General features: G+C 39.9%; 13 protein-coding genes. All 13 read right to left on the reverse strand.

The features are described 5' to 3' along the window. Positions 1 to 67 precede the first annotated feature (67 nt). The 13 genes from LPH68_RS26835 to LPH68_RS10195 all read right to left on the reverse strand — a co-directional run bounded on the left by LPH68_RS26835 (position 68) and on the right by LPH68_RS10195 (position 13014). The gene (locus LPH68_RS26835; RefSeq protein ID WP_370638799.1) at positions 68 to 367 is read right to left on the reverse strand and encodes an acyltransferase family protein; all 300 of its coding nucleotides are present in this window, start codon (positions 365 to 367) and stop codon (positions 68 to 70) included. 17 nt (positions 368 to 384) lie between these two features. Then, positions 385 to 906 (reverse strand): DapH/DapD/GlmU-related protein, encoded by a 522-nt coding sequence (locus LPH68_RS26745; RefSeq protein ID WP_004325742.1) that lies wholly within the window; start codon positions 904 to 906, stop codon positions 385 to 387. Continuing rightward, entirely contained in the window at positions 903 to 2027 is a 1125-nt protein-coding gene (locus LPH68_RS10150) for a glycosyltransferase family 4 protein (protein ID WP_004325741.1), read from the reverse strand. Before LPH68_RS10150 ends, LPH68_RS26745 begins: the two co-directional genes overlap by 4 nt. Positions 2028 to 2228: 201 nt before the next feature. After that, positions 2229 to 2438, reverse strand: a complete 210-nt coding sequence (locus LPH68_RS10155; protein ID WP_147402605.1) for a flagellar basal body P-ring protein FlgI — start codon at positions 2436 to 2438, stop codon at positions 2229 to 2231. Between the two features lie 219 nt (positions 2439 to 2657). Continuing rightward, positions 2658 to 3839 carry a glycosyltransferase family 4 protein gene (locus LPH68_RS10160; RefSeq protein ID WP_118023966.1) on the reverse strand — a complete coding sequence of 394 codons (1182 nt, stop codon included), beginning with the start codon at positions 3837 to 3839 and terminating at the stop codon, positions 2658 to 2660. Continuing rightward, a complete protein-coding gene (locus LPH68_RS10165) occupies positions 3829 to 5013 on the reverse strand; it encodes a hypothetical protein (RefSeq protein ID WP_118023967.1) in 1185 nt (394 codons plus the stop codon). Before LPH68_RS10165 ends, LPH68_RS10160 begins: the two co-directional genes overlap by 11 nt. Continuing rightward, positions 5001 to 6302 (reverse strand): lipopolysaccharide biosynthesis protein, encoded by a 1302-nt coding sequence (locus LPH68_RS10170; RefSeq protein WP_118775120.1) that lies wholly within the window; start codon positions 6300 to 6302, stop codon positions 5001 to 5003. The genes LPH68_RS10165 and LPH68_RS10170 overlap by 13 nt, the downstream gene beginning before the upstream one ends. 572 nt (positions 6303 to 6874) lie before the next feature. Continuing rightward, positions 6875 to 7003 carry a hypothetical protein gene (locus LPH68_RS26620; RefSeq protein ID WP_255679350.1) on the reverse strand — a complete coding sequence of 43 codons (129 nt, stop codon included), beginning with the start codon at positions 7001 to 7003 and terminating at the stop codon, positions 6875 to 6877. Positions 7004 to 7152: 149 nt separating this feature from the next. Further along, positions 7153 to 8343 (reverse strand): non-hydrolyzing UDP-N-acetylglucosamine 2-epimerase, encoded by a 1191-nt coding sequence (gene wecB / locus LPH68_RS10175; protein ID WP_118023970.1) that lies wholly within the window; start codon positions 8341 to 8343, stop codon positions 7153 to 7155. 1 nt (position 8344) lies between these two features. Further along, the gene (locus LPH68_RS10180; RefSeq protein WP_118023971.1) at positions 8345 to 9550 is read right to left on the reverse strand and encodes a capsular polysaccharide biosynthesis protein CapF; all 1206 of its coding nucleotides are present in this window, start codon (positions 9548 to 9550) and stop codon (positions 8345 to 8347) included. 7 nt (positions 9551 to 9557) lie between these two features. After that, a complete protein-coding gene (locus tag LPH68_RS10185; RefSeq protein ID WP_074909278.1) occupies positions 9558 to 10607 on the reverse strand; it encodes a polysaccharide biosynthesis protein in 1050 nt (349 codons plus the stop codon). Positions 10608 to 10627: 20 nt separating this feature from the next. Beyond that, on the reverse strand, positions 10628 to 11692 hold the full coding sequence (locus tag LPH68_RS10190) for an NAD-dependent epimerase/dehydratase family protein (RefSeq protein ID WP_151923169.1): 1065 nt from the start codon (positions 11690 to 11692) through the stop codon (positions 10628 to 10630). 2 nt (positions 11693 to 11694) lie between these two features. After that, positions 11695 to 13014, reverse strand: a complete 1320-nt coding sequence (locus tag LPH68_RS10195; RefSeq protein WP_074909282.1) for a UDP binding domain-containing protein — start codon at positions 13012 to 13014, stop codon at positions 11695 to 11697. Positions 13015 to 13033: the final 19 nt, after the last annotated feature.

A 13033-nucleotide genomic window follows, 5' to 3' on the forward strand; every position in this document is an offset into this window, starting at 1 on the left:
TTCTTCTTTCATAAAAAAAACTGTGTTAGCAAAGTTAATACTTTATTCCTTGCTGACACAGTTTAATTTACATCCTCATAATGATAAGATATGGAATCAATATTCTCTTATATCTCCTTAAATACCAACACCTTACTCCTTGTTGAACATTATTTCCATTCAGACTTGTGAGCGAGTACCATAGCCCCAAGCCGCTTACAAGGAGGAATATATCTACTCCTACAGATGACAATCCACAGAGAGATTCCATCCATCTTGGCATTGCTACACCATTACCCACTGAATGACCAAAGATGACCAAAAGAGTAGCAATACCCATCAGCTGTCCTCTGTATTCGCTTATGTCCTGTACATTAAACTGAATCATAGTTTATATCTTCTTAATTACTTTTTCAAAAACATGCTTTCATCCATAGTGAGCAAACATTGCTTTTTCTCTTTTTCTCCTATACCTTTTGTATGCACGTTATACTGCATATTCCGTTCGATATACTCCTCCACAGAACATAGTATTTTGGCAGGATTACCTCCTACTACCATTCCATCTGGAACAGATTTCGTAACCACTGAACCTGCAGCCACCATTGCACCTTCGCCAATAGTTACCCCCGGCATTATTTGGGCATGGGCTCCAATATAAGCCCAGTCCTTGATTACCACCTTTCCAAACACATCGAAATCAGGCACTTTGCGCCTTACTACATTTCCTCCTCCATGTGTATGTATTGCAACCCCTTTGGTGAGTTGTACATTATTGCCAATTGTAACAAGATATGGTTCGGAGGGCCATTCCATACTACGATAAACCAAACAATTGTCCCCAAGGCTCACACCTATCATACGAGCATGCCTAACGGGTGAAAGTACCTTTACCAGCTCCAAATATGCAGATTTTATTATACTCATGATAATCTGTTTATTACATCAATAATCTTCTTGGTCTCATTCAGATAATTAAACTCCCTCATAGCGACCTGCGCACCTGCTTTTCCTATTTCCGTAGCCTCTTCTGGATGCTCCAGTGCCCAAATAATCTTTGACGAAAATTCCTTAGGATTACGCTCTTCGACCAAAAGCGCAGTCTCACCATCTTTCAAGAAAAGAGGAATATCACCTACTTTTGTCACTATGACAGGATTCTCTGTTAAGAGGTATTCTCCAAGCTTTGTAGGGAATCCGCATTGAGCTTGCAAAGAGTCCGGACGATCAAGAGCAAGAACTGCTGCATTCTTCAAAATTTGAGGTATATCAGCCGCTGATACAATACCGGTAAAAACGATCGAATCCTTCACTCCAAGATTCTCTATCAACTTCAGGTTGCCAGAAGCATCGTTCTTATCGGGAGTCTTGCCGATTATGTAAAGCTTCACCTCAGGGTGAGTCTTGTTTACAATCGCAAAAGACTTGATGAGCTCATCCACACCATCCTTGTTATTAGATGCTGTTCCACAATAGGCAATATACTTTTCTGATGGTTGCTTCGTGAGTCCAACAAAACGATTGCTATCAACCGTCATGTTTACTATCTCAATCTTCTCTTTCGGCAAACCGCAAGATACAAAATAATCCTTGAGTGCCGTTGAGATCACAAACATCCCATCTACCTTTACAACCTCACGCTTGTAACGCTCCACGTTGAAGCCTTTGAAGCTATAAACATCCGGATGTTCTGTTTTCTCATGAACAACCTTTACTCCTTTTCTCTTTACAACCTTAAAAAACACATTTCCGAAGTTGGTAAGAAAGACTACATCACCAGGTTTCAGACTCCATGCAAACTTCCATCCATAGAACTCATCAGCAAATTTGTTGAAAATGCGGTTTGAAAATGGCAGATTCTCCCACATATACTTAAATGTGATATGGGGATATGTTTCCTGAACCTTACTCATCTCCGAGTCTGGAGTAAGGAAAACAACCTCAACATCAACACCCAGTTCTGAAAAACCTCGAAGAAAACTAAACACTCGATTACTAAAAGCAGTATTTGGATAGTAAGTATTACAAACTACATAGAATTTATTCATTGTATTCCCATTTTAATTTTGAGATTCTCTATCGCGCCAACACTTCGTTTTGATTCATCTTTCAAAGGTGAATACCAGTCTAAACGATTTGCTTTCTTTACAGCCGACATCCCACAAATAACGCATTTCCATCTGGAAAAGACTTGGCAACTATAGAACTTGCAGCAATTATTATATGGTCGCACAATATCTCACCTCCAGTTATCTTTGCTCCTGTAGATAGAAGCAAACCTTTGCCAATCCTTCTGCCTGTATTGATAATGTAAGTGAGGTATGCAATACTGCGTATGGGCCAATCCTATTGATATTTCCAACTACGATAGTCCCACAGTGAGGAATTACCAATCCGTAATCACAGACATCATATCCGATACTCAAACCGAGTTTACGAGATAGCCTAAAATAATTCATTGATTATAAAAAGAATAGCTCCACAGAATTACAATAAGAGTAATACTACACCTTTCTCATTGCCTTAATAAGGAACTCCATGATGTAATCTGGAGGGAGCTACAAGATGCAATAACTTCTTTTTGAGAGGTTCTTTGAAGTACCCTCTCTATTCATCATCATGTCTGTCTGAAAGTAGAAGTGGAAATTATTGCGAGATATAATAATGCTCATATTTATCTATAATGTATTGTCTAGAAAATCAATAAGTTTTTTAGTCACTTCTTTTGAACCAAAGTTGGCTATAGCATAGTTATACGCTCTTCCTGCCACTTCTTTTGCCTCTTGAGGATGTGATAGGATATATCTCATCTTTTCTGCGTATGCGACATCATCGCAAGGCTCTACCAAGTAAACGGTATTGTTATCTTGCACATAGTAATGAATCTCTCCTACATTCGTCACTATTGCCGGTGTATGACTCATCATGTATTCTGCCAATTTCGTTGGAAAACCACCCACCGCTCTCTTTGTAACAGGTTGAGACGTTACAAGAATCTCCGCATTTGCAAGAGTCTGTGGAACTAAGTTATAATCTATTCTTCCTTTAATAAAAACTCTATTTCCTAGTCCTAGTTCTGCTATTACTCCTTCGACAATACTTTTATCTTTGTCGTTAGGTGTGCCATAAAGATATAAATCAACATCGGAAAAATCATCGCATACTCTCTTAAAAGCTCTGATGATGTTATCAACATTATCTTTTGCTAACATCATATTCCCCATATAGCACATATACTTACGGGAAACTTTTTGCTTTACTATACCATCAAAACGAGCTGTATTTAAAATTGAGCATAGAATATACGTAGGCTTCTCGCATACCAACTCATCGTAAAATCTTTGAAGAGCCTCTGTCATGAGAACCCTGAACAAAATGAACTGATAAACAAATTTATATGCGAGTTTATAAGAGAAAGGAATTGCAGATTTCAGCCTCCTAATAGGCTCGGGAAACTCGTCGCCAATAAATCCAATCTTGATTCCCATGATTCGCAACACTGGAACAAAAAAGAGGAGATATGTAGGATGGTCAAAGCTTAAGAGTATACAATCAAACTTTTCCTCTTTATGGGAATTCCTTATTTTCTTTATGGCATTTAAGAGAGACTTAGGTCTATCAACAAAAAGTTTATATAACTTGGACTTATTCGTATCCCTCTTATGGGCATAGGTGTACTTAACACCTCCAATACAACCTGAAAGAGAATATGCATCATCAACTACCTTTGGCTGAAACACCACTACTTCAACCTTACATCCATTATCCACTAACCCCTGCCCATAGGATAGTATTCTTATTGTAGGGGCCATCCCTTCGGGGAATGAATATGTGCAAAGAATTCCGATTTTATTTATCATACGTGTATGTATTAAATGCAAAAAAATATAGAATCATAAAGAAAGGTGAATATGTAATTGTTTGTGAGAAACATAAAAGCAGCAAGGATACAAAAACGCATACATTCGCCCCCTTGTGACTATTACCGACATATACCTTTGTTCCTCTATATAACAAGTAGTAAAACACTATGGATAATGGAATGCCATAATACCTCATCAAATCAGTTAATCCATTTGGGCTAAAAAGTTCATCTCCAAAAACATTTGAAAGAAATGGACCAAAGCCAATAATCGGAGATTGCGTTATCTGATTCCAATGATATGCAATGGCGCCAAATCTTGACCAAGTGGAGTCATCAGCTGATTGCTCAGCAATTTTTTCGGTCATAAAATCTAATTGCCCCACATAATATACAACAACAAGCAATATGACAGACAAAATGAATTTATAGCTTTTCTTGATGTTTGAAAAAAATATATATCCGACAAACAATACAGCCGTAGCTACATATCCAGTCGTAGAAAAAGTTGTTAGATTTGTAAGTAGCAACACAAGACTCTTCTTCGACGTAATCTTTTCTTTGAAATAGAAAAGATTAATAGCTAATGCTAGTGTTATATAAATGGTAAAACGCCCTGGCTCCCAGAAGGGACCTGAATTTCGCATAAGACCTTTAAAATCTTGGGGGATACTAAATATGTATAGTGTATCTACAATATTTGTATTGTTCTCAATATTATCCCAACCTAAAAGAGGAAATTGTGATGCAATTGACCGAAGAAAGGATAGTCCCAATGGAAACAAGCAAATTACCCACAATACCAAGCAAACCTGTGAGATGAAACAGACTAAATCTAAATATACTTTTACAAACTTACAGCAAATTATCTTAGCAAATATAGCACAAACTAAGAGCAAGCATGTTGGCTTAATAAGATTGATAATGGCCCCACCAAAATTCACCATTTGTAAGAAATGAACAGACAAAACAACACCAATTAGCAGGATTGTCGAATTTGAAAGTTTATAATCTCGTTGAAAAAAGATGATTCCAACGATTGGCATCATATACAACATCCATTCAAGGAAAAGCCCATAGGTGAAGCCTCCTCCCGACCATAGAATTATGAATAGAAGAATGGCATACTCATACCACTTTGTCTTGTCGTTATATGTGGTTATTTGTTCCATATCCCCGTTGCAGTTTGGTTGATGAGTTTATTGCATTGCAGTTTAGACCATACGTAATTCAGCGCAAATACAATAGTATTTGCTATTAACACTCCAGACAAGCCACATAAATTGCCCAAAAATATTGCAAGCGGTATATAAATGATTGCAATTATTCCTGTCAGTATTATTTGCGCAAATACTTTTCCTGTTCCATTAATGATAGTTCCATAGACTTTGTACAACATTTCAAATGAAATATACAATAATATAAGACCTGTGGTTGAATAATTTATGTCTATTGAGCCCCTGCCCAGCCACATGCCATATACAAACTTAGAAGCCAATACCATCAATACGCCAATAAAAATAGACGCAATACAGACTTTTCGTGAAAAAGAGAGCGTCTTGTTTATCCACTCAAAGTCTTTACGAACATAAGCATCCGTTGTTGCAGACCACACAGGAGTGATGACAATAGTGAAAATCATAGTCAAAAGACTAACATATTTAAATGCCAAATTATACTCTACCACTGCTTCTGGACTTACGACTCTTGCTATGATAATGCTATTGGCCTGAAAAAGTACAATTGTAATCATTTGGAGGACAAAAAACTTCAATCCAAGGCTTAAGATACTACCAACTGATTTGAACTCAAATAGTTTGAAGGATGGTGCAATTTCTTTCAGTTTCGTTCTAAAAAGTCCGATAGATCCCCAAAAGAGAACTAAAGGAGGAATTATACTGTTGACAGCACCTATCTGTAAGACGGAAGTAACATCAAACACATATACCTGTATTACCAACGCAATGAGAGCAACAAATTGTCCCACGAAGGTAAACAATGATTGGAACGCAGGCATTTGATAAGCAAATAGAATTGAATTTATTAATCCAAACAAGAACTGAATACAAAAAGCTATAAACACTACATTTGTAAGTCCTCGAATTTCACCAGCATCACTTGTAGGGGAATTCAAAACCCCTAACCAATCAACAAAAGGACTAACCATCAAAAAGATTACTATAATTAATGCTACATATATAGCAAGAGTTACATAACAGCTGCTTACAATCTTCTTAGCAGAATGAAAGTCTCCCTTTGCCAAAAATTCTGGTAATTTATTTCTGAGTCCATTTCCTAAACCAACATCCATATACCCAACCCAACCTACAATTGAGGTGAGGGTTAGTAATACTCCATAATCTGCCCTATCTACATGATGAAGCATAATAGGAGCTGATATCAGGGTAAGAATCATTGAAACTCCCCTAATACCGATCATTGCCACAGTATTTTTATACATTTTTTTACTGCGACTATCAGTTCCTATGAACTTTTTCCTTATTTGAGTCTTTATACTAAACATTTATTATTTTCTATTGAATAGATAATAGACACATGCAACTGAGATGTACAAACACATTAAAAACTTGTCGGAAAATGAGCTTATATCCTTACTTTATTCCTCCCCCCCTCACACCCATATATACGCATAAAGGGGTTCGAAGATAAGCTTTCAGAATAAACCTTGCTGAATAGTATCCTTTGGCATGATTGATAACATAAGTTGAACCATAATAGCTTGTCATTGCATTTGTTAAAATCATTTTCTTCATGGTTCCTATATAGGAATCAGGATTTAATTCAGTACATACTGAAATCGAGATTTTTAATCCTACAGCGCCAACACCCTGACTGGACTTGTCGGTTGGAATACTATCCAAAGCCTTGTCATAGTTCTTGATTCCACTCCTACAAGATGCCCCTCTATAATCTGATACTGATTTTCAATTTTATTCCATCTTGCTACTTCATAAGCGTCATAAAGTTTATCACTTGCTTGCGATACGTATTTTGCAGCATTTTTCTAATTTATCATTCATTAAAGCGTGCGAAATATGACAGGCTTTCGCCCTCGTTCTCACGAATCAACTCACACACGAAATTGAGAATACGTGTCTTCCCATTGCCATGATGACCATAGATTGCTGCTATTCTATTCATAGGGATCTCTTGTTTTATAGAGTTGACTGCATTAGGAGTTGGATAGATTAATATTCATCGTAATAAAGTTCATTTGACATACTTAGAATAAACTGTAATCTATTTGGAACATCCGTTCAGCCTATTTCAGTTCAGATGATTGATATTTTTCAGAACTTTCTCCACACCATTTTATCGACGATACCGACATAGCTCTGCACAATCTTCACAACTTTGGTTGAGACATTCTCGTCTACATAGTCAGGCACAGGAATACCATGCTGACCTTCACGACAAAGTTCAACGGCTGTGTCTACGGCTTGAAGTAATGATTTCTCGTCAATACCGGCAATGATAAAGTCGCCCTTGTCAATAGCCTCTGGACGCTCAGTAGAGGTTCGAATGCAAATAGCTGGAAAGGGATGTCCCACACTGGTGAAAAAACTTGATTCTTCAGGTAATGTACCACTATCACTAACAACAGCAAAAGCACTCATCTGAAGACAATTGTAATCATGGAAGCCAAGAGGCTCATGTTGAATAACCCGTTCATCAAGTTTGAAACTACTCTCTGCAAGACGGTTACGACTACGTGGATGACAACTATAAAGAATCGGCATGTTATACTTCTCTGCCATACGGTTGATAGCATTGAAGAGCGACATGAAGTTCTTTTCGGTGTCGATATTTTCCTCACGATGAGCAGAGAGCAAAATATATTTTCCTTTCTCCAGACCCAGACGCCGATGTACATCGCTGGCTTCAATTTCGGCAAGGTTATTGTGAAGTACTTCCGCCATAGGTGATCCCGTGACATAGGTACGTTCCTTAGGTAGACCACAATCGGCAAGATATCTTCGCGCATGTTCCGAGTATGCCATATTCACATCACTGATGATATCAACAATACGACGGTTGGTCTCTTCCGGAAGGCACTCGTCTTTGCAACGGTTACCTGCTTCCATATGGAAAATTGGAATATGCAGGCGCTTCGCACCAATTACACTCAAACATGAGTTGGTATCACCAAGTACAAGAACTCCGTCCGGCTTTGTCTGAGCAAAGAGTTTATATGAACAATTGATGATATTACCACAAGTAGCTCCCAAATCATCACCTACGGCATCCATATATACTTCCGGCTCTGCCAACTTCAAATCTTTAAAGAATATACCGTTGAGGTTGTAATCATAATTCTGACCGGTATGAGCAAGAATCACATCGAAATACTGACGACATTTGGTGATGACAGCCGCCAAACGGATAATCTCGGGACGGGTGCCGACAACGATTATCAGCTTTAATTTACCATTATCCTTGAATTTTATATCTGAATAATCGAATTTAGGTTGTTTTTCCATATTATTTTTCTACTTTATCAAAGTATGTATCCGGCTTATTAGGATTGAATACCTCATTGCAGTACATCACTGTCACCAAATCTTCCGTATCAGAAAGATTGATGATGTTATGAGTATAACCGGGAAGCATGATGACAGACTGTATTTTCTCTCCGCTCACCTCATAGTTAAGCACTTCGTCTGTTCCTTCCTTACGGAGTTGAATAAGACCATGCCCACTGACTACAATAAACTGTTCCCATTTGGTATTGTGCCAGTGTTCACCCTTGGTTACACCTGGTTTGGAGATATTAATGCTTACCTGGCCGCAATTCAAGGTATGTACAAGTTCTGTGAAACTGCCACGTTGATCTACATTCATTTTCAAGTCGAAGATCGCTTTTTCTTTTGGTAAGTAGCTCAAAAAAGTACTGTACAGACGTTTGGCAAATGAATCAGCCGGGATTTCTGGAATCATCAGTGTCTTAGGCATTTCCGCGAATTGATGTAATAAGTCAACGATTTCACCAAGCGTCACCTTATGGGTGACAGGGCAATAGCAATATCTGCCGTCAGCCTCCGGATGTACATCAAGCCCCTCGAACTCGCAATGATGTTCCTCGCCTTTCAGGGCATGAATCATTTCGTCCACAAGATCATCAATGTAAAGTAGCTCAAGTTCTACACTCGGATCGTTGACCTGTATAGGCAAGTCATTGGCAATATTATTGCAGAAAGTGGCTACGGCACTGTTATAGTTTGGACGGCACCACTTACCGTAAAGGTTCGGAAAGCGATAGACCAAAACCTTGGCTCCTGTCTCTTTGCCGTATTGTAGAAAAAGATCTTCACCCGCCTTTTTGCTACGACCATATTCACTGTTACCAAAACGACCGGTCAACGAGGCTTGCGCACTGGAGGAAAGCATGACGGGACAAGTGTTATGATATTTCTTCAAGGTGTCAAGTAGTGTACTTGCAAAACCGAAGTTACCTTTCATGAATTCATCATTGTCTTTAGGGCGGTTCACCCCGGCAAGATTGAATACGAAATCGGCCTCTTTGCACCAATTATCCAGTTGTTCCGAAGTAGAGTCAAGATCGTACTCGAATACGTCACTAATCTTCAGTTCACCATAACAACGAGCCTTACCGTCCTTGATGTTATTAAGTTGGGCACAAAGATTCTTCCCTACAAAACCTTTGGCACCGGTTACTAATATCTTCATAATTTTATTATTGTACGAAGTTGCCCTCACCACTCAACTCCTTCTTTATATAGTCCAAAGCTGCAATCTTGGCTTTGGTTTCTTCCACGTTAAGGATTCGCGTATTGTTTGAATTGAACTCTGTAAGCGTGTTACGCTCTGTCTCACCCTCTTTGAAATATTTATCGTAATTCAATCCGCGGTTATCTGCCGGTACACGATAGAAATTGCCCATATCCTCTGCTTTGGCACATTCCTCATTGGTCAGCAATGTTTCATACATTTTCTCTCCATGACGGATGCCGATAACCTTAATATCTTCTTTCTTGCCGCCAAAGAGCTCACAGACAGCTTCCGCCTGAGTCCGGATGGTACAAGCCGGAGCTTTCTGAACAAGGATGTCACCATTCTGACCATGTTCGAAAGCAAACAATACGAGATCCACCGCCTCTTCCAATGACATGATGAAGCGCGTCATTTTAGGCTCGGTCAACGTTACAGGATTACCATTGCGAATTTGCTCTATCCAGAGAGGAATGACTGAACCACGGGAACACATCACGTTGCCATAACGTGTACAACAAATCTTGGTCTTGCCGGAATAACGGCTTTTTGCCACTGCTATCTTTTCCTCAACAGCTTTGGTGATACCCATAGCATTGATTGGATAGGCAGCCTTATCCGTGGAAAGGCAGATTACGGCACCAACACCCGCCTCAATAGCAGCCGTCAATACATTGTCAGTACCGATTACATTCGTCTTGACAGCTTCCATTGGGAAAAATTCGCAACTCGGAACCTGCTTCAAGGCAGCAGCATGGAAGATATAGTCTACTCCCGGCATAGCGTTCCTACAAGACTGGAGGTTACGTACATCACCGATAAAGAATTTTATTTTATTTGCCACATCAGGATACTTAATCTGATATTCGTGGCGCATATCGTCCTGTTTCTTCTCGTCACGTGAAAATATACGAATTTCACCGATATCGGTACGAAGGAAACGATTCAAGACTGCATTACCGAAAGAACCTGTTCCACCGGTAATCATTAGGGTTTTACCCGCAAAAATGCTCATAGTTTTACTGTTTTATTGTTTTATTTCTCCGTATTATAAAACTTTACATACCACTCTGCAAAGTTTCTTAGACCATCTCTCAAACTTGTACCCGGTTTAAAAGCAAAATCCTGTTCCAATGAAGTAGTATCAGCATAAGTTACAGGCACATCACCCGGTTGCATAGGCACAAGTTCTTTATGGGAATCAAAATCATAGTCTTTCGGAAGCACACCGGCACGGACTAATTCTTCCTGAAGAATAGTTACAAATTCAAGCAGGTTCTCTGGATGACTGTTACCGATATTATATACTTTGTATGGTGGAATCGGAAGTCCGTCTTCCCCATTATCTTTTTCTGGAGCGTGTTGCATAACACGTACTACTCCCTCCACAATATCATCCACATAGGTAAAATCACGCTTACAATTACCATAATTGAAAATCTTGATAGTTTCGCCTTTTACAAGCTTGTCGGTAAACCCAAAATACGCCATATCCGGACGACCTGCAGGACCATAAACCGTAAAGAAACGTAAGCCTGTTGATGGAATATTATAGAGTTTTGAGTATGCGTGAGCCATCAACTCGTTACTCTTTTTTGTTGCTGCATAAAGGCTGACCGGGTTGTCAACCTTGTCATCAGTTGAATACGGAACTGTCTTGTTACTGCCGTATACGGATGATGAAGAAGCATAAACCAAGTGCTCCACCTCATAATGACGGCAGGCTTCAAGGATATTATAGAAACCGATAAGATTACTTTGGACATAGGCATCAGGATTGGTGATACTGTAACGGACGCCCGCCTGGGCCGCAAGATTTACGACAACGGAAATTCTGTCTTCAGAGAAAATTCTTTCTACCGCATCCTTATCGGCAATCGAGGCATGGACAAAAGTCCAGTCACGGTTTAACAACTCTATTTCCTTGAGACGCTCATACTTGATATTGACATCGTAATAATCGGTGATGGAATCAACACCGATTACCCTGATATTTCGGAAATCATGGAAAAGGCGCATGACAAGGTTGCTACCAATAAAACCGGCAGCACCCGTTACAAGCACAGTCTTTCCGTCCAGCTCTACATTATATGACAACATGGTCAGTCCCTTCTAAAAATGTCACGTGTATAAACCTTAGCTTCCACATCTTCCAGACTGTTGTCAAAACGGTTGGCTATGATAGCCTTGCTCTGCACCTTGAATCCAGCAAGATCGTTAACAACCCTGCTGCCGAAAAATGTAGTCCCGTCCTCAAGCGTGGGTTCATAGATGATCACTTCCGCACCCTTCGCCTTGATACGTTTCATTATACCTTGAATGGCGGACTGGCGGAAATTGTCAGAGTTCGATTTCATGGTCAGGCGGTATACACCGATGACGCAAGTATGTTCCTTGGATGCGTCCCATTGTCCATTTCCCGTATAATAACCTGCCTTGCGGAGTACTGCATCAGCTATATAATCCTTACGGGTTTTGTTTGATTCCACGATTGCGGACATCATGTTCTGAGGAACATCCTGATAGTTGGCAAGGAGTTGTTTGGTATCTTTCGGCAGGCAGTAACCGCCATAACCGAATGAAGGATTATTATAATGTGTCCCAATACGGGGATCAAGGCCTACGCCCTCAATGATCGCTTTGCTATCCAATCCCTTTATTTCAGCGTATGTGTCAAGCTCATTAAAGTAGCTGACACGGAGAGCCAGATAGGTGTTGGCGAAGAGCTTGACTGCTTCCGCTTCTTTTATGCCCATAAAGAGCGTGTCGATGTTTTCTTTGACAGCCCCTTCCTGCAAAAGGGCAGCAAATGTCCTAGCTGCTTCCTGTAACATAGTGACATCCGTGACAGACCAGATCGCCTTGTTTTCTTCAGCAAACTCCGGACCGTCAATGATCTTCGGATAACCTACGATGATACGGCTCGGGTAGAGATTGTCATAAAGGGCCTTGCTTTCACGAAGGAACTCCGGTGAAAACAGCAGGTTGAACTTCTTGACTCCTTTCTGGGCATATTTTACATAAAGGTTACGGGTATATCCCACCGGAATTGTCGATTTGATGACCATTACGGCATCGGGATTCACTTCAAGCACAAGATCGATAACTTCCTCCACACGACTCGTATCGAAATAATTCTTCACAGGATCGTAGTTTGTAGGAGCGGCTATTACCACAAAGTCGGCATCAGCATAGGCTAACCTCCCGTCCAAAGTGGCAACAAGATCAAGCGGCTTTTCAGCCAGATACTTCTCGATATAATCATCCTGGATAGGGGAAACCTTGTTGTTCAGTTTCTCCACCTTTTCCGGGATTACATCCACGGCAGTTACATGATGATGTTGTGATAGCAGTGTCGCTATGCTCAGTCCCACATAGCCAGTTCCGGCTACTGCGACCCGAATCTCTTTGAAATCACGCATATTATGTTTGATTTGGTTT

Source organism: Bacteroides sp. 1_1_30 (genome assembly GCF_020982715.1).
GTDB classification, from domain to species: domain Bacteria; phylum Bacteroidota; class Bacteroidia; order Bacteroidales; family Bacteroidaceae; genus Bacteroides; species Bacteroides xylanisolvens.

What these genes read in the sequence shown, in the direction of transcription:
- LPH68_RS10190 (WP_151923169.1), bottom strand. Translation starts at nt 11,692, where the DNA reads ATGTTGTCATATAATGTAGAGCTGGACGGAAAGACTGTGCTTGTAACG.
- LPH68_RS10155 (WP_147402605.1), bottom strand. Translation starts at nt 2,438, where the DNA reads ATGAATTATTTTAGGCTATCTCGTAAACTCGGTTTGAGTATCGGATAT.
- LPH68_RS10180 (WP_118023971.1), bottom strand. Translation starts at nt 9,550, where the DNA reads ATGAAGATATTAGTAACCGGTGCCAAAGGTTTTGTAGGGAAGAATCTT.
- LPH68_RS26745 (WP_004325742.1), bottom strand. Translation starts at nt 906, where the DNA reads ATGAGTATAATAAAATCTGCATATTTGGAGCTGGTAAAGGTACTTTCA.
- LPH68_RS10150 (WP_004325741.1), bottom strand. Translation starts at nt 2,027, where the DNA reads ATGAATAAATTCTATGTAGTTTGTAATACTTACTATCCAAATACTGCT.
- wecB (WP_118023970.1), bottom strand. Translation starts at nt 8,343, where the DNA reads ATGGAAAAACAACCTAAATTCGATTATTCAGATATAAAATTCAAGGAT.
- LPH68_RS26835 (WP_370638799.1), bottom strand. Translation starts at nt 367, where the DNA reads ATGATTCAGTTTAATGTACAGGACATAAGCGAATACAGAGGACAGCTG.
- LPH68_RS26620 (WP_255679350.1), bottom strand. Translation starts at nt 7,003, where the DNA reads ATGAATAGAATAGCAGCAATCTATGGTCATCATGGCAATGGGAAGACA.
- LPH68_RS10165 (WP_118023967.1), bottom strand. Translation starts at nt 5,013, where the DNA reads ATGGAACAAATAACCACATATAACGACAAGACAAAGTGGTATGAGTAT.
- LPH68_RS10170 (WP_118775120.1), bottom strand. Translation starts at nt 6,302, where the DNA reads ATGTATAAAAATACTGTGGCAATGATCGGTATTAGGGGAGTTTCAATG.
- LPH68_RS10160 (WP_118023966.1), bottom strand. Translation starts at nt 3,839, where the DNA reads ATGATAAATAAAATCGGAATTCTTTGCACATATTCATTCCCCGAAGGG.
- LPH68_RS10195 (WP_074909282.1), bottom strand. Translation starts at nt 13,014, where the DNA reads ATGCGTGATTTCAAAGAGATTCGGGTCGCAGTAGCCGGAACTGGCTAT.
- LPH68_RS10185 (WP_074909278.1), bottom strand. Translation starts at nt 10,607, where the DNA reads ATGAGCATTTTTGCGGGTAAAACCCTAATGATTACCGGTGGAACAGGT.